The 22,528-nt window shown below is 43.3% G+C and carries 23 protein-coding genes; 12 read left to right on the top strand and 11 right to left on the bottom strand.

The window, feature by feature from the left end; genetic code table 11:
- Positions 1-307 precede the first annotated feature (307 nt).
- Together ACE1AQ_RS21095 and ACE1AQ_RS21090 are read right to left on the bottom strand one after the other, a co-directional pair.
- Positions 308-1,822 (bottom strand): energy transducer TonB, encoded by a 1,515-nt coding sequence (locus ACE1AQ_RS21095; RefSeq protein ID WP_110545574.1) that lies wholly within the window; start codon positions 1,820-1,822, stop codon positions 308-310.
- A 165-nt stretch (positions 1,823-1,987) separates the two neighbouring features.
- A complete protein-coding gene (locus ACE1AQ_RS21090) occupies positions 1,988-2,647 on the bottom strand; it encodes a hypothetical protein (RefSeq protein WP_110545572.1) in 660 nt (219 codons plus the stop codon).
- Between the two features lie 477 nt (positions 2,648-3,124).
- Between ACE1AQ_RS21090 and ACE1AQ_RS21085 the strand changes: the two genes are divergently transcribed.
- Complete coding sequence (locus ACE1AQ_RS21085) at positions 3,125-3,337, top strand: chlorophyll a/b-binding protein (RefSeq protein ID WP_002756687.1); 213 nt, start codon at positions 3,125-3,127, stop codon at positions 3,335-3,337.
- A 58-nt stretch (positions 3,338-3,395) separates the two neighbouring features.
- Here ACE1AQ_RS21085 and dapF read toward each other — a convergent pair whose 3' ends face one another.
- Positions 3,396-4,241: a diaminopimelate epimerase gene (gene dapF / locus ACE1AQ_RS21080; RefSeq protein ID WP_106909364.1), complete on the bottom strand. Its 846-nt coding sequence runs from the start codon at positions 4,239-4,241 to the stop codon at positions 3,396-3,398.
- A gap of 61 nt (positions 4,242-4,302) precedes the next feature.
- Here dapF and ACE1AQ_RS21075 point away from each other — a divergent pair, with 61 nt between their 5' ends.
- The 9 genes from ACE1AQ_RS21075 (at position 4,303) to ACE1AQ_RS21035 (ending at position 12,781) form a co-directional block, all read left to right on the top strand.
- On the top strand, positions 4,303-4,515 hold the full coding sequence (locus ACE1AQ_RS21075) for a hypothetical protein (protein ID WP_002733331.1): 213 nt from the start codon (positions 4,303-4,305) through the stop codon (positions 4,513-4,515).
- Between the two features lie 496 nt (positions 4,516-5,011).
- On the top strand, positions 5,012-6,184 hold the full coding sequence (locus ACE1AQ_RS21070; protein WP_110545569.1) for a glycosyltransferase family 2 protein: 1,173 nt from the start codon (positions 5,012-5,014) through the stop codon (positions 6,182-6,184).
- 300 nt (positions 6,185-6,484) lie between these two features.
- Entirely contained in the window at positions 6,485-7,324 is an 840-nt protein-coding gene (locus ACE1AQ_RS21065) for a bifunctional 2-polyprenyl-6-hydroxyphenol methylase/3-demethylubiquinol 3-O-methyltransferase UbiG (protein ID WP_110545566.1), read from the top strand.
- Between the two features lie 173 nt (positions 7,325-7,497).
- On the top strand, positions 7,498-8,514 hold the full coding sequence (locus ACE1AQ_RS21060; protein ID WP_110545563.1) for an acyltransferase: 1,017 nt from the start codon (positions 7,498-7,500) through the stop codon (positions 8,512-8,514).
- A 282-nt stretch (positions 8,515-8,796) separates the two neighbouring features.
- Positions 8,797-9,693: a class I SAM-dependent methyltransferase gene (locus tag ACE1AQ_RS21055; protein WP_110545561.1), complete on the top strand. Its 897-nt coding sequence runs from the start codon at positions 8,797-8,799 to the stop codon at positions 9,691-9,693.
- A 5-nt stretch (positions 9,694-9,698) separates the two neighbouring features.
- Positions 9,699-10,106, top strand: coding sequence for a GtrA family protein (locus ACE1AQ_RS21050; protein ID WP_061430411.1), 408 nt, complete (start codon positions 9,699-9,701; stop codon positions 10,104-10,106).
- A gap of 3 nt (positions 10,107-10,109) precedes the next feature.
- On the top strand, positions 10,110-11,228 hold the full coding sequence (locus ACE1AQ_RS21045; protein ID WP_110545558.1) for a glycosyltransferase family 4 protein: 1,119 nt from the start codon (positions 10,110-10,112) through the stop codon (positions 11,226-11,228).
- Between the two features lie 39 nt (positions 11,229-11,267).
- Positions 11,268-12,203: an NAD(P)-dependent oxidoreductase gene (locus tag ACE1AQ_RS21040; RefSeq protein WP_110545555.1), complete on the top strand. Its 936-nt coding sequence runs from the start codon at positions 11,268-11,270 to the stop codon at positions 12,201-12,203.
- An 80-nt stretch (positions 12,204-12,283) separates the two neighbouring features.
- Entirely contained in the window at positions 12,284-12,781 is a 498-nt protein-coding gene (locus ACE1AQ_RS21035; RefSeq protein ID WP_149037218.1) for a hypothetical protein, read from the top strand.
- A 418-nt stretch (positions 12,782-13,199) separates the two neighbouring features.
- Here ACE1AQ_RS21035 and ACE1AQ_RS21030 read toward each other — a convergent pair whose 3' ends face one another.
- From ACE1AQ_RS21030 to ACE1AQ_RS21020, 3 genes are all read right to left on the bottom strand, one after another.
- Positions 13,200-14,120, bottom strand: a complete 921-nt coding sequence (locus tag ACE1AQ_RS21030) for a hypothetical protein (protein ID WP_008203506.1) — start codon at positions 14,118-14,120, stop codon at positions 13,200-13,202.
- A 76-nt stretch (positions 14,121-14,196) separates the two neighbouring features.
- Complete coding sequence (locus ACE1AQ_RS21025) at positions 14,197-15,000, bottom strand: type 1 glutamine amidotransferase (RefSeq protein ID WP_008203505.1); 804 nt, start codon at positions 14,998-15,000, stop codon at positions 14,197-14,199.
- 168 nt (positions 15,001-15,168) lie between these two features.
- On the bottom strand, positions 15,169-16,506 hold the full coding sequence (locus ACE1AQ_RS21020; protein WP_008203504.1) for a Mur ligase family protein: 1,338 nt from the start codon (positions 16,504-16,506) through the stop codon (positions 15,169-15,171).
- 163 nt (positions 16,507-16,669) lie between these two features.
- Here ACE1AQ_RS21020 and ACE1AQ_RS21015 point away from each other — a divergent pair, with 163 nt between their 5' ends.
- Together ACE1AQ_RS21015 and lptC are read left to right on the top strand one after the other, a co-directional pair.
- Positions 16,670-17,860, top strand: a complete 1,191-nt coding sequence (locus tag ACE1AQ_RS21015; protein ID WP_008203502.1) for an HhoA/HhoB/HtrA family serine endopeptidase — start codon at positions 16,670-16,672, stop codon at positions 17,858-17,860.
- 76 nt (positions 17,861-17,936) lie between these two features.
- Positions 17,937-19,085, top strand: coding sequence for an LPS export ABC transporter periplasmic protein LptC (gene lptC, locus ACE1AQ_RS21010; RefSeq protein ID WP_106909357.1), 1,149 nt, complete (start codon positions 17,937-17,939; stop codon positions 19,083-19,085).
- A 68-nt stretch (positions 19,086-19,153) separates the two neighbouring features.
- On the opposite strand, the gene nuoK is transcribed toward lptC, so the two are convergent.
- The 5 genes from nuoK to ACE1AQ_RS20985 all read right to left on the bottom strand — a co-directional run.
- Positions 19,154-19,459: an NADH-quinone oxidoreductase subunit NuoK gene (gene nuoK, locus ACE1AQ_RS21005; protein ID WP_197533180.1), complete on the bottom strand. Its 306-nt coding sequence runs from the start codon at positions 19,457-19,459 to the stop codon at positions 19,154-19,156.
- A gap of 25 nt (positions 19,460-19,484) precedes the next feature.
- Complete coding sequence (locus ACE1AQ_RS21000) at positions 19,485-20,081, bottom strand: NADH-quinone oxidoreductase subunit J (protein ID WP_008203498.1); 597 nt, start codon at positions 20,079-20,081, stop codon at positions 19,485-19,487.
- Between the two features lie 145 nt (positions 20,082-20,226).
- Positions 20,227-20,799 carry an NAD(P)H-quinone oxidoreductase subunit I gene (gene ndhI / locus ACE1AQ_RS20995; RefSeq protein WP_002733194.1) on the bottom strand — a complete coding sequence of 191 codons (573 nt, stop codon included), beginning with the start codon at positions 20,797-20,799 and terminating at the stop codon, positions 20,227-20,229.
- A gap of 42 nt (positions 20,800-20,841) precedes the next feature.
- On the bottom strand, positions 20,842-21,960 hold the full coding sequence (gene nuoH / locus ACE1AQ_RS20990) for an NADH-quinone oxidoreductase subunit NuoH (RefSeq protein ID WP_002734266.1): 1,119 nt from the start codon (positions 21,958-21,960) through the stop codon (positions 20,842-20,844).
- Between the two features lie 405 nt (positions 21,961-22,365).
- Positions 22,366-22,528 (bottom strand): IS4 family transposase (locus tag ACE1AQ_RS20985; protein WP_374809162.1); only part of this gene is annotated, 163 nt, incomplete at its 5' end.

Here is a 22,528-nt window from a genome sequence, read left to right as displayed (position 1 = left end):
CAGTAAGCACTCCAACCCTTATCCTGACTTGATTTCAGTTTTTTCTTTGTCAGTAAGGGTGTCAACAAGGAATATTACAGATTGTTAACCGAGTCTTGAAAGCCTTGTGCTACAAAGGTTTGAAATGTTAAGAAAGATGTGACTAAAGGACAGCTTATTAAGGGGGGACTAAGGGGGGATCGAATTATTGACTAGGAAGATGAGAGTTTTTTTCAGTAATCAGTGAACTTAAAACTCACATCTGATAACTGATAACTGATAACTGATAACTGATAACTGATAACTGATAACTGATAACTGAAAAGGCCTAACTTTCTGGTTCAGTTTTAGCTTCCGCCGGCGGACCGGGAGGCAAAGCTTCCTCGCCCAGGGGTTGAGGATTTTGGCTAGTGGGGGGACTGGCGGGGGAAACCTCCGGCTGATTGAGAGCGGGGGTTTGAGAAGAAGTTTCTGGGGCTTTTTCCTCGATTATTGCTTCTTTGGGCGGTTCTGGCTGGGTTTGGACTGGATTTGGCCCTGTGGTTTCGGGCTGCTTGACGTTATCCGGTTGGGGGCTAACGGCGGGTTGCGGGGTTTGATTGGGACGAAGCGGGGTTTCAATTGCCGGCGTTACGGGGGGGGAGTTACGCGTATTGAGGTTACTACCCTCTGGTTTTGGGGGATTAGCGATCGCACCTCGGCACACTTCCGGGTTAGGGGCAAAACTGACTCGCACCTGATAGATTCTCGACTCACCACTGGGATTATTAAAGCGAGTTAAGCGCACTTCCCTAGCCCCCTGTTGATTGAAAATCGGGAAGCCGGCACTTTTAATTAACTGGGGTTCACTGCTGAGGCGGCCTTGACCATCCACCGTCACGCCATAAACCGCCGTCCCCGCTAATTGACGGGAACAAGCCGTGGCGGGATAGTTACCAGTCAAATTGACGGTAGTTATGCCTCCGCTGCCCTGATTGGGCTGATTTAGTTCATTTAAGGCGTTAGGATTGGTTTTTTGGACTCTGGCCAGCCAATCCACCTGATTTCTCATGGCCTCCTCGTTACTGGTATTGCTTTTGTCCGCCTCTAGGGAGCGCAAACGTTCCCGCATTTCCCACATTAATTGTTGACGACGCTGTTCGTCGAGGGGCGATTGACCATTCGGCTCCGACGTGCGGGCCAAGGAATTGTTTAATTGTTGCTGCGCCTGTTGCGATGCACTAAGAGGCGAATTTCGCAATCTATCTAAAGTTAGATTATCTTGGTAGGGATCGAAGTCAGGCCGCACCTGCTGGTTATTAGTCTCCCTAGGTAGATTATTATTGTCCGGCAGGGGAGGAACAGCAGGAGGACCAGGTAAACTGGGGGTAGAAGTGGGAAAATTGCGAGGAATCGGTAATCTACCCGGGGAGGGGATAGATGCCACCGGAGGAGAATAGATATTGACAGAGGGTAAAGAGGAGAGGGGAGGTAAAGCAGGTAAGGAAGGTAAGGGGGGAAGGGAAGAAACCGCGGGTAAAGGAGGTAAGGTGCTGTTATGGATGCCGTCCATGGAGGGGAGAGGCGGCAAAGAGGAAGAGGAGGAATTAAGGTTAGGCAGTTCCGGTAAGCTGGACAGGGAGGGGTCAAGACTGGGAAGACGTGACTGCTCTAGAGGGTTCAATTCAATCAGATTGACGTTGCGTAATTCCTTTTTTTGCTCCTGCGCTGGATTATTGAGGAAATTAGGTAAGATAATCGCTAAAATTAGGCCATGAATACCAAGAGAAGCGGCGAACGAGAGATTATTAGAGTTAATTAGTTTATTTTCTTCGGTTTCTAGACCAAAATAGGAGGATGTCATAATGCTAGTTAATTGAGCAGAGCCTTGAGGGGAAAAGTTAACTCTATTCTAATCGTCAAGGCGATTTTTTTTTCTTGGGGCGGGGAATTAATTGCTGTCAGTACCCCACCACCCCACACCCCACACCCCACACCCTGCCCCTAGGAAAAACTTTTTCAGCCAACCCTACTTAGACTGGGAGCGAGCCACAGCTTTTAATTTGGGATATAATTCCGAAGGGTCTAACAAAGGGATAAACTCATCGATTACCGGCTTAAAATTAGCCGAAAAATTCTCCCTAGTTCCATGGCTGTTAGGCGATTTAGGCACTGATTCTAATTCAGGGAATTTGGGCGTTTCTGGGGTTAACTGCGAGAATAATTCCTCCACATCACTCATCCCTTTACGAGGATCATCAAAAAGAGAAGCTTCTAAGTTTAGTAAAGAATCTTTACCCGTGACTTCCGCTTGTGACTCTGGATAAGGCCGCTCAAGGGTGGGGGAAGGTATATTGACCTGTTCCTGTTTAGGGATAACTGCTGTTTTTTTGCCATTTAACTGGGAATCTGGCAAGTTTTTACAAACCAAGCGCTCGAATTCCCCCGTAAAATGAAAGGTAGGATGGCCGCGGCGCCGCCAAATTTTGAGGATTTCCTCCACCGAAATGACTTTGTAACGTCCCTGATAGAGTGCCTCTAAAATTGCCATGCGAATCCAATTTAGCGAATAGGTGGGCAACCAGCGCTCGATTAATTCTTGCGCTTTATATCCTCTCATTTCAAATCGATATTGGTTGAGTATAGTCGCTATCTGCATGAGGTTGATCTCTGGGCTAATCTCTGCCATAGAATTTACAAAAACAGTGAGCGCAATCGTTACGGCTACTAGGCACTCCGTATCTTAAGATTTTATTCGGGTTTTTCCTAGCGGTTTTCCCCTATTCTCCCCACACTTACCCTTTCTAGTATCTTCACTCAAGGTTAGTTAACTCCCTAACGTCGGGTTCGCTTTTGGTGGCAATTTATCCCCCGCTAACCCCTACGCGGTTTAACGGCACTCCTCTGGCGGCCTTAAGATAGTTTTTGTCTTTCCCTTGATTGGGCGATCAAGCTTACACCTCTTTGCTACCATAATCTGAGTAATTTGTCAAGGAAAAAGCAAAATTTCGTCAATAAACCCAGATAAGGTAGAACTACAGCACTACCCTGACAGCCTACCCGATCGAGGTTTTCTGAGTCCCCAAAAATTTTTTGTTAAAATTTGCAACATAACTTAACAATGTGTTACACTTCTTAACATAAAGCATACAAAAGGAGCCTCCCCATGACTGCCCGCGGCTACACCACCGAAGAACAAGGAAGACTGAATAATTTTGCTGTCGAACCGAAAATGTACGTTGATAGTTCCAGCAGTCTCGGTTTTACCAAAAACGCTGAAAAATTGAATGGCAGACTAGCCATGATTGGCTTTGTCTCTCTTTTAGCCATTGAATTGTTAACCGGTAAAGGAATTATTGCTTGGATTACCAGTCTCTAAGAATCAACAATCCCGTCGCGCTGTTCGGGGAGTTCAGTCCCCGTCCTAGCGGGTTGGTTTAGACCAAGTAAATGCCCTCAAAAACAGCTTTAGCAGGACCTGTCATGTAAACCCGGTTATCGGTTTGCGACCAGTGAATCTGAAGACAACCACCGGGGAGTTCCACGGTACAACGGCGATCGCATTTGCCCGTTAATAGGGCAGCCACCACCACAGCACAAGCACCGGTACCGCAAGCGAGAGTAATTCCCGCTCCTCTTTCCCAGACACGCATCTTCATATAATCTGGCGCGATTACCTCCACAAACTCCACATTAGTCCGTTGGGGAAAAACCGGATGATGCTCAAATTTGGGTCCGATAGTTTCTAGGGGAATAGAGGCCAGATCATCCACAAAAGTGACACAGTGGGGATTACCCATACTAACGCAAGTAACTAACCAATCTTTGCCCTCCACCTCTAGGGGAACCGCGAGGATTTTTTCAGACCCCTCGACTAAAGTGGTGGGGATTTCACTGGCTAGTAATTGCGGCGGTCCCATATCAACCGTTACCTGTTCATTGGCTTCTAAACGAGGAATAATCGTTCCTGCTAGAGTATGAATACGATAGGTGCGGCCAATGGTGTTGTTAGCCTCTAAACGGGCGATAAATTGGGCTAGACAGCGAATACCGTTACCACACATTTCCGGTTCCGAACCATCAGAGTTGAAAATTCTCATGGTGTAGTCGGTTGCTGCTTGGCCGGGAAGCGCAAAAATCACGCCATCGGCACCGATGCCAAAATGTCGATCGCACATAGCCACGGCCATTTCTGGTGTGATCAGGGGTTCGGGACTGTGACGGTTATCTATCAAAATAAAATCATTGCCCAGGCCTTGATATTTGGTGAAGGGGATTTTCATCGTCAATAAAAGCTACTCAACAGGAATAATAGAGGATAAACACCTCATCGATAAACTCATTATGTCTCAATTCGATCCTGGTCTGCCGAGTATTAAACAAGTACAGAGCTATATTCAAGAGAAACGGGAAGTAGAAATTAAGTTAAGCACCGATGATCTCCTCGTTGGTCGCATCCTTTGGCAAGATGCTAACTGTCTATACCTAGTCGATCACTACGATAAACCCACTTTAATTTGGCAACAGTCTCTAGTTTATTTAAGACCTAAAGCCTAGGGGGAAATTGGCGATATTTGGCTGTGGGATGCGTCCCGGACGCATCAAAAATTCAGTGCCAAGCAGATAGCTTTTGAGCAAATGTAGCGTCAGTTCGGGTTAAGGAGATTTGGCCGTGAATTCTAGCAAATAATTAGGTGGGATGGCGAGGATAGCATCAGAATTTCAGTTGCTGGAAAATTTGGGTTAAATTGCCCAATAAAGAAGGTCAGAGAATCCAGCAGAGCGATCGCCATCTAATTTTAGATATAGATTGCCGCTCAGAGGAAAAAGAATAAGGGACCTGCGCTTTGATAATGTACCTTTTGGGCGAACGCAGTTCGCCCCTACATTGTGGACAAAATCCGTTACTGTAGGGGCGCAAAGCTTGCGCCCTCCGATCGATTGGGATATTATTCCCACGCAAGTCCCTAAGCAGATTGTCTGCTAACAATTTGGGACATTGCTGTACATAACCTGTTATACTCTTGGGCAAAACGAATCCACCGCGATTATTATGCTGGAAAATCAGGTCATGGCAGATGCCGCCTCTAAGGAGCAGATACCTACTTTAGAATTATCGATCGTCATGCCCTGTCTCAACGAGGCGGAAACCTTGGCCACCTGTATCGGCAAAGCACGAGATTATCTGGAACGACACAAAATTGCGGGAGAGGTGCTAATCGCCGATAATGGCAGTAGCGATGGTTCCCAGGAAATTGCCACTAATTCCGGGGCGCGGGTGGTTCCTATCCCAGAAAGGGGTTATGGTAGCGCCCTGCGGGGGGGTATAGCGGCGGCCAAAGGTCAATACATTATTATGGGGGATGCCGATGATAGCTATGACTTCACCAATCTCTCGCCTTTCCTAGAAAAATTGCGACAGGGTTACGATTTGGTGATGGGCAATCGTTTTCAGGGGGGAATTAAACCAGGGGCGATGCCGGTATTGCATAAGTATCTGGGCAATCCTGTCTTGACTTGGTTAGGACGGTTATTTTTTGGTAGTCCCTGTGGTGATTTTCACTGTGGATTGCGCGGGTTTAGTAAACGGGCGATCGAACAATTGAACCTACGCACCACTGGCATGGAATTCGCCAGCGAGATGGTGGTGAAAGCATCCCTCTACGGTCTGAAAATTACCGAAGTACCAACCACTTTATCCCCTGACGGTCGCAGTCGTCCCCCCCACCTAAAAACTTGGCGCGATGGCTGGCGACATCTCCGATTTCTGTTAATGTATAGTCCTCGTTGGTTGTTTCTCTACCCCGGACTGGCTTTAATGTTTCTGGGATTTGTGGCGACGATTTGGTTTATTCCTCAACCGAAAGTTCACACCCTTCTTTATTCAGCCACAGCTTTGATTATTGGCTTTCAAATTGTCAGTTTTGCCATCTTCACAAAAGCTTTTGCTATCAGCGAAGGTTTATTACCAGAAGACCGAAAATTAAGACGATTTTTACGTTATATTAATCTGGAGGTGGGATTGATCATTGGCGTAATTTTATTTTTACTAGGTATAGGCGGTTCGGTGTATGCTTTATATACTTGGAATGCACAACTTTATGGAGCCTTAGACCCTGCCGTGACCATGCGGATTGTCATTCCTTCCGTAACCGCTCTAGCCTTGGGAGTACAGGTGATTTTTTCTAGTTTTTTCTTAAGTGTTTTGGGACTAAAGAGAGGATAGAGCGTTTCTCAGATACATGAGGTTCGTTCTGGCATCTGAAATACCTGATTAGCAAGGATTATTCCGTGCTTCACTTTAACCAGAAAGGCTGTAAGAGAAAGCAATTTGTCCTCAACCGGAGAAAACCACTCCTATTCAGCCTAATCAATGCTGTCCAACTCCATTAAAACTATCAACAACTATCCCCAGAAGTCTTGCATTGAGGTTATTTCAAGGTTAGTAATTTACTAAAAATCCTCTTGTGATATAATCGGCACGACAAGGCAATTATTAAGCTAACCTTTAGTCCAGGTAGTAATTATGACTATTAACAAAAAATTGTTGAGGAGATTTCTACACGATTATCCCTTTCAGCCCGCAACTGCTGTCTGGAGAGCGACAGAAATAGATCATGTGATAGCCTATCCCTTTCCCGAGGGATTTGGTCTCGATCTCGGTTGTGGTGACGGACAACTGACCCAAATCATTTTAGAATCTGTCGGGACAAGAAGCATGGTCGGTATAGATATAGACCCTCAAGAAGCGGCTTTAGCCGAAAAATCAGGAATTTACGAACGAATTCACATTACTCCCGCCGATCAAATTCCCGAAAAAGATTCCTGTTTTGATTGGGTATTTTCCAACTCAGTTTTAGAACATATACCTAATCTAGATGATGTGATCGCGGAAGTGTCTAGACTATTAAGGCCTGGTGGTCAATTTTTGTTAACCGTGCCAGGAGATAAATTTCACCAATGTTTGGGCGGCCCTGTGTTACCGTGGGTTTCTCTGGAAGAATATAGACGGGAAGTGGACGAGCGCTTTGCCTGCCTGCGATATTGGAGTGTAAAAGATTGGGAAAATCATCTTCTTCCTCATGGTCTTCAAATTGAACGGGCTACAGAATATCAGACCGCCAGCGAAGTAAGAAGATGGGAAACAATCGCCCGTTATACGTCAGGTATCATTTACGGATTGATGAAACGCAGTAAACAGCCGATCGAAATTCAGCGCTCTTTGGGAGTTAGAAAAGCGAGTGCTAAAATGCCTTGGTTTTTAGCCCGTATTCTCGCTAACTTGCTGAGCTTTAATCTAGATAAACATGATTCTAGAAAGGTGGAATTAATGGGAGGATTGATGATTTTGGCTCGGAAGATCTAAAAGAATATGGGCGAACGGATTACCGCACTATCCATTCAGTTGCGGTGATCGATTCACTTCACGTTTAGCTATTACATACCGCTTATAACCTCCTATGTGCTATTTCCGCCCGCTTTTCCTTCCCTCGATCATGTCGGAGTACAAAATCAATAACTTATCTTTAAATCAATGACATGGAAAATTATCGATATAGTGGCTTTGATTATCTTCGAGGAATTGCCTGTGTGTTAGTCGTTCTGTGGCATTCTGGAGGATTAGACTTTTTACTATCTTTCGAGTTTATAAGAGAACTTACCCGTGTTTTTTATTATAACTTTTGTCTATTGTCGGTTCCCATTTTCTTTCAAATTTCTCTATTTTTGACCTATAGTAAAGGCGCAAGCTTTCAATATATCAAGAATAGAAAAGTTCCGCAGTTATTAAAAATATATTTTTTTTGGACGATTCTCGGAGCGATTGCGATATATATTCTGGGTGGCAGGATAACTTTCCCCTTTTCCCGAGGGCTTGTCGGATCGATCATGTGGTTATTGCGAGGTGGAATCCGAATCGAACTATATTTCTTGGTATCTTTAATCCTAATCACCTCTTTAGTTTTTTTGAATCAATTTGTTTTTAGAGAAACAAAAAAATCTCTCAAATTACAGTTGATTTTACTACTATTGTCTTCGTCTCTCCTGTATATATATAAATTTGATTACTGGAATCCCTTGAACTTTATACCTTATATATTCTCATCTTTAATTATTTATGAATTTAGTAAAAATAGGATGTTTCTTGCCTCCACAACAAAAACAAGGACGATTAGCATATCGTTTTCGATTCTATTCATCCTGCTATCTATTGTAGAGTGGTTATGGCTATATGATCCGAAAGCTCAATTCTTGCTGCCGCCATACTCCCGAATCTCTTTGGTTATAGGAAGCTCTTTGATTTTATACCTGTCCTTAAAAATAAAACATAAACCTCAAGGTTTCCTGCTGCTTATTTCGAGTTATTCCCTGGGGATTTACTGTATACATTTTAATTTTATATACCCAGTCAACTACTTCAACCGACTATGGAACAACCTTTGGCCAAGTTTACCTGCAAAGCTAGAAAACAGTCTGACTTTTCTGACAATATTACTGCTATCCATCTTTTTGGTTTTCCTGTTAAGAAGGATCAAAATACTCAAGGGACTTACCTAACTATTGATGGTGAAAATTACCCAACTTCATCTTTCATAAATTAAACAAATATTATGGGGGAATTGACTGAATAATCTGAATCGTTCTGGAAATCATGTTATACTACAGTGGCTCAGGGTAATTGATTGAAATTGTCTTTTGTCACTCCCAGAGTCAGAAGGTCAAGTGAGCATCTAGAAATCTAGGATTTTCTCTCGATCGATCAGAACGATAAATTTAAACCGTTGTCTGCTAGAAATTAAAATATATCTCGAACTGTAGCGTCTAAGGAGTAATTAAAAAATGAAAGCGATCTGTCAATTATGTGATAGTGATCGGTCACGTCTCGCTTTTGTTAAAAACGGGTATGCTCATTTTGCTTGCTGTGATTGCGGTTCCCTGTATGTTTATCCCCGACCTAGTTCGGCTGAACTGCTCGAATTTTATCGACTCGAGCAGGGAAACCATCTGTCTCAATCCTGTTGGCAAGAGTCCCATAAACATAGCTGGGATTTATGGAAACATACTTTACAAGTCGCTAGAAATAAGGCTGGTTCTGGAAGACTTTTAGATATTGGATGTGGTAGTGGTGAATTTTTGCGTTTCGCTCAAAAAATGGGCTGGTGGGATGTGGAAGGAATTGAAGTAATTCCTGAAATTGCCGATATTGCAGGTCAGTTAACTGGTGCCAAAATTTATACTTCCGACTTTTTAGAAACTCCTTTAGCCGAGAATTCCTATTCGGTCATTACCCTCTGGGACGTGATCGAACATCTTAGTAATGTTCCGATGGTTTTAGAACGAATTTTTTCCTTACTTAAACCTGGAGGAATTGTCATTATAGGAACGGTGAATCAACAGGGAATTTCGATGCGCTTCTTTAAAGAAAAATCCCTAACTGTCATGCCACCAGAACACCTAACCTTTTTTACGAGTAAGGGGATGCGGCAAGCCTTAAAAAATCAGCATTTTACAGGTATAATGTGTTGGTCATGTATGATTTACTTGCGAGAATGGACTCGTTTTCTTTCTCGAACAACATCCAACAATACTGGAGATATAAAGGACTACGCAAATGTTCGCTCAACCTTGACCGATTCCTCTCTATTTTTACAGCTAATTCGAGTTACCAACGTAGGTCTAAAGATTACAAATCTAGGTGATGAGTTAGTCGCTACTGCTCAAAAGGGAAAATTATAAAGTAAATGAAAAAGAGAAAAAATTGGTTGTTGCGAGACATTTATAGCTGGAAGTTCTTGCGATTTGTATTAGTGGGTTCCTTGGGATATATTTCGTCGATATTGATAATTTATTTGCTCACAGAAAAGCTAAAATTACATTACATAATATCTTGGCAAGTCGCTTGGTTTTTTAGTAATTTACTAACTTTTTCTATTAATAAACTTTATACTTTTAATAGTAAAAAAAGAAATTTTGGGTTCGAGATATGGCGATATTATTTAGTCAATTCATCTAGTTTGTTCTTTGCTATAATTGGTGTTTATGTTATGGTAGAAGCTTTTCGAGTAAATTACCTAATTGCGAGTGTTTTAGTTTCTCTAATTTCTCTGTTCTATAATTTTATACTACATAAAAAATGGAGTTTTAAGTAACCGATGAAAATAGCGATTATCTCGGAAGTATTCTTGCCAAATATTGGCGGAATGGAAATTCGATATAAAGAATTAGGTCGTACCCTAGTAAAGATGGGTCACCAAGTCGAATTGTACACCTTTCGCTTAAACAAATCCGATCCAGTTCAAGAAAATATTCACGGCATCATCGTCCATAGAATCACTAATGCTTTCCGTTACTTTACCAGCATTTGGGGATTACGAAACTATCCAGATGTTCTTTTTTTCACTCTCGCATTGTTACAGCGTAAAAAAGAACTAGAAGATTTCGATATTGTTCTCTTCAACAAATGGCCAGTCATCCCTTCTCTTGTGTTACCGAGCTTTATTAACAATAAGTTCGTGGTAGATTGGTGTGAGATATATGACAATCGTTTTTGGGACTTTATTTATCGTTTAATTACCTCTCGTAGAGAAATGTTACACATCTGTGTGAATCAAAAAATTTGTGATATTCTTCAGGAAAAGTACAAAGTAATCCCTCGAAGAACTAGAGCCATTCTGAGTGGCATAGATTCTCGAAAGTTCACCTGCAATATTGACAAAAAGCAAAATAAGAAAATTTTATTTTTAGGTAGGCTCGCCAAGCATAAAAACCCCGAGTTAGTCATTAAAGCTTTTCTAAAAAAATCCTTAAATACTCAAGGTTATTACCTCGACATCGTAGGAGGGGGGCCTTTATATAGCGAACTCAAAAAACACTACGATGGCAGCAATAACATTACTATTCATGGGACTGTAGATGAAGTCGACAAAGAGAATTTTCTCAAACAGGCGAGTTTATTAGTCCTACCGTCTCGGCGAGAGGGATTTCCCGTGGTTTGTGCGGAAGGGTCGGCTGCAGGTACACCAACTCTCACCGTATTGTATCCTGATAACGGAACCGTGAACGTAGTCACTCAATTCGGCATCGGTTGGATCGCCAACCCTAACTTGAACGAATTAGCGGATAAGATCGAGCGATATGGAGATATGGATTATTGGGAATGGCTGCCCGTATCCCGATGGTGTGTTGAGCGGGCTAATCAGACTTTTGATTGGTCGATCGTCGCCGAAGAATTCTTAAGCTTCATCAGTGACTCGAATTCTAAAAATTATTAAATACTGGAACTGAGTCTAGAAAAAGTTGCCTAAGAGATCATGAACAGAAAATTTGTTTTGATAACAGGAGTTGCTGGGTTTTTAGGTCGATATATCGCTAGGCATTTCTATCAGCGTGGCTGGCAAGTAATCGGCATAGACACCTCGTCGCCTGAAAATGCACCGAGTGGAATTCTGAAACATTATTATTCTTTTAGGTTACCCAGCAAAGATGAATTAAATACCTTGCTCGATCAATACTCTCCCGATGCCTGTATTCATTGTGCTGGACGCGCTTCAGTCGGTCTTTCGATGAGCGAACCATCGGCAGATTTCTACGCGAATACCCTAGTAACTTTCGAGATGCTAAACGCCTTACGCCTTTACGCTCCTAGGTGTCGATTTATCTTTTTGTCCAGTGCGGCTGTTTACGGAAATCCAAGTTCTTTACCGATAGAAGAATCGCAAGGTTCTTCTCCTCTGTCTCCCTATGGATTTCATAAATTCTATAGCGAAAATCTTTGTTTAGAATTTTCTAAAATTTACAGTATTCCCACAGCTAGTTTACGAATTTTTTCCGCTTACGGACCAGGATTACGCCGTCAGGTAATTTGGGATATCTGTCAGAAAATTTTGAGCCAGAATCGATTAACTTTACAGGGTACAGGTCAAGAAAGTAGAGATTTTATTCATGCCGTCGATATTGCGAGAGCTACAGAAATTGTGATTCATTCCGCTCCTATGCGTGGGGAAGTATATAATCTAGCTAACGGGGAGGAGTGGAAAATTTCCGAGATCGCCGAACTGGTTTTACGAGCTATGGGGGTAGAGTATCCGATCAATTTTGACGGGACGTCAACTCCTGGCAATCCTCTTCGATGGCAGGCTTCGATCGCCAAGTTACAAGGACTAGGTTTTTCTCCCTCTATTAACATAGAACAGGGAATTACTACTTTCTGTAATTGGTGTCGAGCGGAATGGCAAGGACTAGAGTAAAAATCTTTTTAGAAACTTTACAGAAGATTATGCAGACAAAGAACTCGTATTTTTTAGATTTAACTCCTCTAAGAGAATTGATGCTTTCCAGAACCTTCTGGTTCAGTCTCAGCATCGTATTCTCTATTTTGTACAGTATCTTATTCTTACAAATCGCTTTCGGTAGCGAGTACAGTATTCAGGATGACGGACGCCGTAGTATCGTTTGGATGATGCGCTTCTCCGATTCAGGGCTTTTTCCCGATGATTTCCTGATGAACTATTATCAATGGGCGACTCCTTCGGCCTTAGCAAGTCTTTATAAATTGATGTCAATGGTGGGGATAAACGCCATAGTTTTTAATAAGCTCCTACCGATCGCCCTAGGTTTAATATCTACCATTTATTGCTATCGAGTCTCCCTACAAATTCTGCCCGTACCTTTGGCTGGATTTATCTCTACACTATTTCTCAATCAAAATCTGTGGTTAAAAGATGATTTAGGTTCCGGTACTCCGAGGGGCTTTTTAAACCCTCTTTTCTGGCCTTTATCTATTACTTACTTCGCTCTTTCACGATTCCTTGTTTACTCTCTTTAATTTTACTGGCTTTCGAGACTGCTTAGAACCCTATAACTTGTTATTCTATGAAAAACTTCGCCAAAGATATATCGACTTGATCGAGGCCCAATATAGTCCCGATCTGACTGCCGTGCAGAAATTTATCCAGAAAAATAACATTCGTTGAAGGTACCTGGAAGGATGAATTGGGTAGTTATCCAGTAGGCAGTTGGCTAAGATACCCCCCCAATTGCCCCTACAGTCCTTCCTCAACAACAGGTTGTCTCATTTACGTTAAAACCTATCCTGTTACTGATACAACCGCCAGATTTGTGGTCGGTGATGATTTCCAATATCCTCAAGCAATCTGAAGCAACCATCTATGGGATTGAGGGTAGGACGTAGAGCCAAAAAAGACAGGCAGAGAGCCTGTCTAGAAAACCAAACAAATTACCTATCAGTTGGCCAAAAATAGGGAGTTTTTTGCGTCAAATTTCCAAGCAATACCATCGGGATCTCTGATGCGACTCCAATCGGCGAATTCTGTTTCGGATTTATTTTTCTTGTTTCTACCCAAAACGGCTGGGGTAACTCCTAAACGTTTAGCCAAATCCGCCAAACTCATCGATGAGATGGTTTCAGATACAGAGGTTAGTGATTCTTCCCTAACTTCTGCTTCTGACTGGAACAAAGAACTGGCAGAACTGTTCAAACTAGGATTAATTATCTCCTCCGGTTCTTGAATTACCGTTTCTTGAACAGCGATTGCTGCGGTATTTTCTTCCTCTTTTTCCTCAAATAATTTACCTAAATTAGTCAGAGGTTGGGAGGAGGAAATAACAGGAACCTCCGGGACAGAATTTTCGCTTTTCTCGGCCACAATCAGGGGGGATTTAGCCTCCTGCGATGGCTCTAAATTGGTCAGAGGGGATCTCGAGGCAGTAATCGCAGGAACTTGTTTTTCCTCTATTTCTTCTAAAGAGGGGTCACTCTCATCAAAAATACTACCCAGGGTACTGGCGGTGATAAAGTAATAGGCCATACCCTTATCGCCTACAGCTTTTTTTTGCGCTCCAAATTCCTCAGCTTTTCTGTCTAAAAATTGTCTGGCTAATTTGGCCGTGAGATTGGCTTTTGCCGATAGGTCAATCGGGGTGAGACAACCTTGATTGTCCTGTAAAAGTTGATTGAAATAGGGGTTAATCACCGTCGATAATTTTGACCAGCGATAGTCTTGCCACACCTTGACTGCCAGAGTTAAGAGGAAGACAAGTAGGATCAATGGCCAAGCGGTAAAAACAAGGATGATTAGCACCGCTAGGGGGATGATGATGACGAGAAACCCCGCCGTTTGACGATCGATAATTTTTCCAGTCATAATTTCATAAGCTGCCAGAATTAAAATTCTTAATGGCTAGTTTGACTATCTCCTGCCATAAGTGTATATGACCAGTTTAGGCTTTATTGGTCACGCCGGTTAGTTCTAGTCGTTCAAACATGGCAAATCTTGCTTTCAGGGCCAGAGAATCATCAAGTTTTGTTAAAAAAATCGGTTTTTGATACTTTTGTTCTAAAGCTTTTTGGATTAACCAATCGGCTAAAAAGGGATTTTTGGGTAGTAGGGGACCGTGGGCATAGGTAGCGATCGCATTGTGGTAAAATGCTCCTTCATAACCGTCCTCTCCGTTATTTCCGTAGCCAGTAATCACCTTTCCTAAAGGAGAAACGGTCTGTAAATAGGTACGACCCCCGTGATTTTCAAAGCCAATTACTAGCGGTTTTTCCCCTGTCATAGCTTTAATTTCCTCCGCTAAGGGAGAGGCAGTAATTTCAAAAACCACGTTACCGATACAGCGTTTTGCATTGGGACCAGGATGTTTACTTACTAGGTCTAATAATCCTAATCCTTCGATTCTTTGACCGAAAGCTGGTTCGTAATAATGCCCTAATAATTGTGGGGAACCACAGGTAAAAACCCCCGGTATTCCTGCCGATAATTGTTCTTTCATCGCCGCCGCTTTTTTCCCCTGTAAATCCCGCATAACGATCTCCTGTTGCCGATCCTGCGCCCCACCCCCAACAATTATATCTACTTGATAAAATGTCTCGGCTTCTGTTTGAGCATCTAGGGGAATAATTGTCACAGCAATATCACGCCATTGACATCTTCTTTGGATAGTAATAACATTACCTCGATCGCCGTAGGTACTCATTAAGGTCGGATATAACCAGCCGATTTTTAGTTCTAGTTCTTGCATAATTTTTTAGTGGATTAGGAAATGGGGAAATGGGGAAATGGGGGAATGGGGGAATGGGGAAATGGGGAAATGGGGAAATGGGGAAATGGGGGAATGGGGAAATGGGGAAATGGGGGAATTCAACTAACACCCCAACACCTAACACTAATCTTCACTCTTTTCTAATTTCTACAAAATCTTTCGACCTGTGAGAATCTCTCTTACTTCTAACATAGCAGAATAGGTGGGTAAAATATGTAAAGTTTCCTCATTTTTGGTGTTCTTAAGGGCAATTTGGATCGCTTTTTTCAGATCGGATTCAACAACTAAATTAACGGGATAAGCGAGACTATCCTGACTATATTGTAAGCGCAAAGCCATGTCATAAAGTCGATCACCTGTTACCACTAAAGTTGTTCCCAAACGGGTTAATTTTTCCGTATCCACATCCCAAATCCAAGAAACATCCGTCCCGTCGGGGATGCGATCATTGAGAACTAAGAGAGTAGTAGAAGACTTTTCTTTCTGTAAAATATCAGCCACTGCGCGAATTGTTTCATTCATACCCACGGGATTTTTGGACAGTAAAATTCTAACTTTTTTACCCTCAATTTCTAATTCTTCCGCTCGACCAAAAGCCGCTTTAAAACCCTGAACTGTCTCAAAAATTTCTCGATCTTTAATCCCCAATTCCTGGGCTACTAAACCCGCAGCCAAAGTATTATATTTATTATAAACACCGATTAATATCTGCGGCCAATCGTGACTATGAAAAGCAGGACTACTCTTTTTAAAGCCACAACTAGGACAACTAAAATCCCCTAAATGGGAGAGATAAACCCCGCGATAATCCAAAGAAGCACCACATTTAGGACAGTAAATAGAATCGACAGCGTGGGGAATTTCTTCTAGATATAATTCTGGCTCACTTAAGCCAAAATATACAACTCTTTGGGGCAGTTGTTGACCCAAATGGGAAAGAGTCGGATCATCAGCATTGAGAATCACTAAAGTATCGGTGGGTAGGGGAGATATGGCTCCTTGCCAACGGCGACTAATCGTATCCACTTCCCCATAGCGATCGAGTTGATCGCGAAACAAATTAAGAGCTAAAATAGCGCGAGGACGACAATCTTTTAAAACCAAAGGGAGAATATTTTCATCCACTTCTAAAATGGCATAATCAGCCTTTAAAGTGCCGAATAAATTGGCATCGGCTAATAAAGCAGTGATTAAACCATTAATTAAATTTGCCCCAGTGGTATTATGGGTGACTTTTGCCCCCTGACGCTCTAGAATAGTTCTTAGGAGTAGGGAAGTGGTAGTTTTTCCATTCGTGCCAACCACCAAGATTACCCCCCCTCGGACTTGCCCACAAAGTAGCGGCAACAAACGGGGATGGAGACGACGGGCAATTTCCCCCGGCAAGACGCTGGCAGCCCCTAAACGGAGTCCTTTAACCACAGCAGTAACGGTTTTAGCCACCGCTACGGCTATCCCTAAACGGATACGATCAAACAATTGCATGAAGTGAGATTCTTATAGCTGTTTCGTGATTTTACCCCTAAAAGAAGACCCGTAAACGGGGTAAGTTCCCATTGATTCTTTCCTACTGACAAAAAAGACAGCCTATAATATAGGTAAGTTTGGGGCCGATTCTACCGCACACCACATTTTAGGGCTAGAGCTTATGGGTTTATTGACAAGATTGGGGATTTCACTGGGATTACTCGCCCTAGGTGGTACTGTGGGTGTGCTAGGAAATCAGTATTTAAGCAGAAAAGCACCCCTAGAGGTAAATAAACCGCCGGCAATCCTCCCCGCTTCCCTCTCTCTCCCTGTTATTCCCCAAACCGACGGCAATGTTAATTTTATCGCCCAGGCCGTGCAGAAAGTCGGGCCGGCGGTGGTGCGGATTGACTCGGCCCGGGAAGTGGCCGACCAAATTCCCGAAGAATTTAAACAGCCCTTTTTTCGGCGCTTTTTTGGTAATGAAGTGCCGATTCCCAAGGAGCATTTAGAACGAGGAACCGGTTCTGGGTTTATTGTTAGTACAGATGGACTGCTTTTAACTAATGCCCATGTGGTGGAAGGGACAACCCAAGTAAAAGTGACTTTGAAAAACGGTCAAATCTATCAGGGTAAAGTTCTGGGGGTTGACAATATGACCGATGTGGCCTTGGTGAAAATTGAGGCGGAAAATTTACCGACGGTGACTTTTGGCAAGGCCGAAACTTTAATCCCAGGGGAGTGGGCGATCGCAATTGGCAATCCCCTAGGCTTAGATAATACGGTGACAGTGGGCATTATTAGCGCCCTAGGACGCACTAGCAGCGAAGTGGGGGTTCCCGATAAACGGGTTCGTTTTATCCAAACCGATGCCGCTATTAACCCCGGCAATTCCGGCGGCCCGTTGCTAAACGCCAAGGGGGAAGTTATCGGCATTAATACGGCAATTCGGGCCGATGCCCAGGGTTTAGGGTTTGCCATTCCCATCGAAACCGCCCAAAAAGTGGCGGGACAGCTATCTAGCAAGGGTAAAGCGGAACATCCCTACATCGGTATCCACATGGTGACGCTAACCCCAGAATTACGGCAGCAATTGAACGAAACTAAAGAATTAAACTTTAATATTGACCAAAATGAAGGGGTAATCGTCCTGCGAGTGGTGGAAAATTCCCCCGCCCAAAAAGCCGGGATGCAAGCGGGTGATATTATCGAAACTGTGGCAGGAAACCCCGTTAAAACCGCCGCCGATGTGCAGCAAGGTGTAGAAACCAGTGCGATCGGTGGTAATCTGGAAATCGAGATTAACCGCAGGGGTAAACAACAAACTCTCACCGTTCAACCGGGGGTTTTTCCCAGCAAAACTAGCGATTAAACTACTTTCAACCGGTCAAGGGGGGACCCCTTACCCTACACTGGGAGGAGAGAGAATAGCAGCGGAGCGATCAAAATTGAGGCAGCGGTTACACTTAAAACTATCAATTGGGCGCGGGGCTGCCCTCCTCATCGGTTTGCTGGGATTAACGGCCTGTCAACCCCCCGATCCGCCGACAATTTCGCCGACAGAATCGCCTAAAATCGAGGAAACTGGCCGCTTAATTCTCAATAATGCCACCTTAGAACAGGCTAACCCCTCGGGACAACCCCTCTGGAAAATTCAAGTCAAAAAAGCTACCTACACCCAAGACCAAAAAATTGCCCGTCTGGAAAATATCAAGGGTAATATCTATCAAGAGGGGAAAGTAGTTTTACAGGTTAGTGCTGACCGCGGTGAAGTTTACAAGGAAGGCCAGGAAATTCTCCTCAAAGATAATATTGTGGCTGTAGATCCCCGCAATAAGGCCATTATTAACGCGCCGGAATTGCGTTGGCTACCCAAGGAAGGTATTTTAATCTCCCCCAAAGGGATCAAAGGTAGTCATCTACAACTAGAAGCTAAGGCCCGCCAAGGACGCTACGACACGCGCCAAGAAAAACTAGAATTACAAGGTCAAGTGGTGGCTACCGCCAAGGAATCCCGTGTCGTCCTGCAAACCGAGCGCCTGTACTGGGAAATTCCGCAACAGGTCATTAGTACCGATCAAAAAGTCGCTTTTGATCGCTATATTAATAAAACTATTATCGATCGCCTTACTGCTATCGGCGGTCGTTGGGAAAGAAAAAATAATCAGGTTATCCTGCAAGAAAACCTCGAATATCGCTCTTTAGAACCACCTTTACAGATTTCTGGTTCTCAGGCAATTTGGAACTATCAAAATCGTACCTTAACTTCCGATCGCCCCACGGAAATTTTTCAATATCAAGATCAAATCACTATTACTGGTAATCGTGTGGTGGTGGAATTAGGCAATCGCATCGCTTATCTCAAGGATGGGGTTAAGGGAATTAATCAGAAAACTGGGGCGCAATTGTATAGTCAGATCTTAACTTGGAAAATGTCGGAAAAAATTGTCGAGGCCGAGGGGAATATTATCTATGAACAACAGGAACCAAAATTTAATCTCACTGGCGATAAAGCGATCGGCACTTTAGAAGATAATAACATTGTTGTTACCAGTAGCTCCCCCGATCGAGTTGTCACCGAGATTTATCCCCGTTAACAGGGAAAAATTAACCAAAAAAAACTCTCCCCAGAAAAGGGAGAGAGGGGGGGTAAATATTTAAAAGCTTACCATTTGAGCAGGTTAAACTGTTCCATATCGATGGTGTCGCGGTTACGATAGATAGTCAGGATAATCGCTAAACCCACGGCTGCTTCGGCTGCCGCTACGGTAATCACGAAAATAGTAAAAATTTGGCCTCGGATATTAGCGGGGTCAAGATAGTTGGAAAAACCCATTAAGTTAATGTTAACAGAATTGAGCATCAATTCGATCGACATTAAAACCCGGACAGCATTGCGACTGGTGACTAAACCGTAAATTCCGATACAAAATAAAGCCGCCGCTAATAACAAATAATACTCTAACTGAATCTGCATGATACCTCTTTCTTTTGTCCTATTTAGGGGCGGTTAATTCTCTAGGTCGTTCGGGTAATGTTAAGGCTGTGGCCGTAGGTTCTTCAGCTTTTAGGGTAGGGATAAGGTCGCGACGAGCTAAAATAATTGCTCCGACCATGGCCATTAATAATAGCACGGAAGCTAATTCAAAGGGTAGCAGGAAATCACTAAAGAAATGCTTACCGATTTCTACTAAAGTATTAGTCACAACGGCGGGAGAAGTGGTAGAAATTGACCAAGGTGTGATTAAAACCATGGTCGATAACAGTACAAATAAACCCACACAAACTAAAGCAGTAGATGCCTGACGGATCCAACGTTTAGGAATATCAGAAAAGTCCTCTTGCTTGTTAACAAGCATAATAGCAAAGAGAATTAAAACGTTAATCGCACCCACATAAATTAGAATTTGTGCCGCCGCTACAAAATCAGCATTTAGTAAGAGATATAAACCGGAAATGCTGATAAAAACACCGCCCAATAAAAAGGCGGAATAAACGATATTAGATAATAGTACCACGCCTAAAGCTGTCCCGATTACTAGGGCTGCTAAAATGCCAAAAGATACTATTTGAACGCCCTCGGCTAAATTCACAGTAGTTTCATCTCCTTTTATGTTTGAGAGTTATTAATTATTAGTTATCAGCTTCTGAAGGCAAGAGGCAACAGGCAAGAGGCAAAAGACAGAATCTGGCAATTCTCCTACCTAAAAACCGTGACGGCTGATAGCTAACTGCTAATTAATCGGTAATTTCTTCCGGACGTTTACCGGCGCGTTGACTACCGGCGGGTAAATCGTGGGGTTCGATAACACCTTTAGGCAGATAACCTAATTCCCTCAGAGGTGTCACCATCGGGTCTTGGGTGACTTTGTAGGGTAAACGGCCTAGGGCGACGTTATCATAGTTTAATTCATGACGATCATAGGTCGCTAGTTCGTATTCTTCGGTCATGGACAAACAATTAGTCGGACAGTATTCCACACAATTGCCACAGAAAATACAGACCCCAAAATCGATACTGTAGTGTTTGAGTTCTTTCTTTTTAATTTCCTTGTTAAAAGTCCAATCCACTACCGGTAAATTAATCGGACAAACTCGCACACAAACTTCACAGGCGATACATTTATCGAACTCAAAGTGAATTCTACCCCGATAACGTTCCGAGGGAATTAACTTTTCGTAGGGATACTGAACGGTAATCGGACGACGACGCATATGATCGAAGGTAACGGATAAACCTTCGCCGATGTATTTCGCCGCTTGAATGCTACCTTTGGCGTAATCGCTGACTTGTTTGAGGATGTTAAACATGATGGTCAGAGGTATAGTAGGTTAACAGGGCAAAAAAGGAAATTAACCGCCAAAAGCAAAGGGAAAAGCTAGTTTTAGGGCGGCGGTAAGTAGTAGGTTAACTAAAGATACCGGTAAGAGGAATTTCCAGCCTAAATCGAGTAATTGGTCAATGCGAACCCGGGGTACAGTCCAACGCAAGAGAATGGCGATGAAGATGAGAAAATAGGCTTTTAATACCGTCATCGTAATCCCGAGGGAAGCGGTGATAATTTGTAGCCAGGGATTGGTTTCACTAACTCCCAACCAGCCGGCTAAAGCATTGACGGGGATAGGAAATTCCCAACCACCAAGATAGAGGACGGCGAAAACTAGGGCCGACAGCACCAGGTTAACGTAGGAACCCACATAAAAGAGAGCGAATTTCATCCCCGCGTATTCGGTTTGATAACCGGCGACTAATTCCTCCTCCGCTTCTGGTAAATCGAAAGGCAGACGTTCACACTCAGCTAAAGCGGCAATCCAGAAAATCAGAAAACCCACCGGTTGGCGCCAGATATTCCAGCCTAAAATGCCATAACCGGATTGTTGTTCGACAATATCAATGGTACTGAGACTATTAGACATCATCGCAATCGCTAATACCGATAAAGCCAAGGGAATTTCATAACTAATCGATTGCGCCGCCGCCCGCAGGCCTCCCAGCAAGGAATACTTATTATTTGAGGCATAACCCGCCATTAATAAACCAATGGGGGCAATACTGGACAAGGAAATCCATAAAAAGATCCCTACGTTTAGGTCAGTAATCAGCAGATTTTGACCGAAGGGGACGATGAGGTAGGAGACAAACACTGGCATCACCACCAAAATCGGCCCAAAGAGGAATAACCAAGGGTCAGCCTTAGCGGGGACGACATCTTCTTTAAAGACTAATTTCAGACCGTCGGCGACCGGTTGTAAAACGCCCAAGGGTCCTGCGTATTCTGGCCCGATACGCTGTTGGACGGCGGCGGAAATTTTCCTTTCTAACCAGACGCAGACTAAAACCCCCACTGTGGCGGCTATAATCATCAGGAACATGGGTAAAGGCATCCAAATCGCTTTAGCCAGTCCTCCACTTAATCCCAAGTCTGTTAGGGATTTAATGAAACTTTCTTGTAAATCTATGCCTTGATTCATATTTGGCGATCGCTGTACTGTCGATAGTTCGGCATGGTTTGAAGATTTTTAAGCAAATCTTATAGCCTAGTATACAGTTAGTCGGTCTGAGGGTTATCAGAAAGTGATAAAGGCTTCAATTCTTAGAGCCAAAGAGAGCCAAGGCATCTTGAGTCCCCGTGCGAGAATAGCTATTAGTCAATAGCTAGACTCTGAATCTATCAATGTTACTAGCTGTTTCTTCGGGACGAAAACCTCGGCTAGTTACCAAATTATTCACAGGAAAAAAATCTAGTTAAGTAGCTGGTTATAATTAAATTTAAAATGGATTTTAGGTTCGATCCCCCCTGCCCCCCTTGATCTATCCATTAGTCACATCTTTCTTAACATAAAATTTGACAAAAAGAGAAAAGTGTGCCAGATGGCTCAAGGGGGTTCTATGGGGGGACTAATTTGATGAGATAGTTTCCAAGTCTGGCTGATATCATGTAACCTTCGCAGTCCCAACCAAATAGTTTTAACACCTGGTTCACCGTCACCTTTTCTACCTAAAAACCCCCCAAGAGAAGCAATCATTCTGACCGCTTCT

Origin of the sequence: Microcystis sp. BLCC-F209 (genome assembly GCF_041928595.1) — a bacterium.
In the GTDB taxonomy this organism is placed as follows: domain Bacteria; phylum Cyanobacteriota; class Cyanobacteriia; order Cyanobacteriales; family Microcystaceae; genus Microcystis.
Note: the sequence above shows the minus strand (reverse complement) of the source record. Positions and strands in the feature narration are given on the sequence as shown.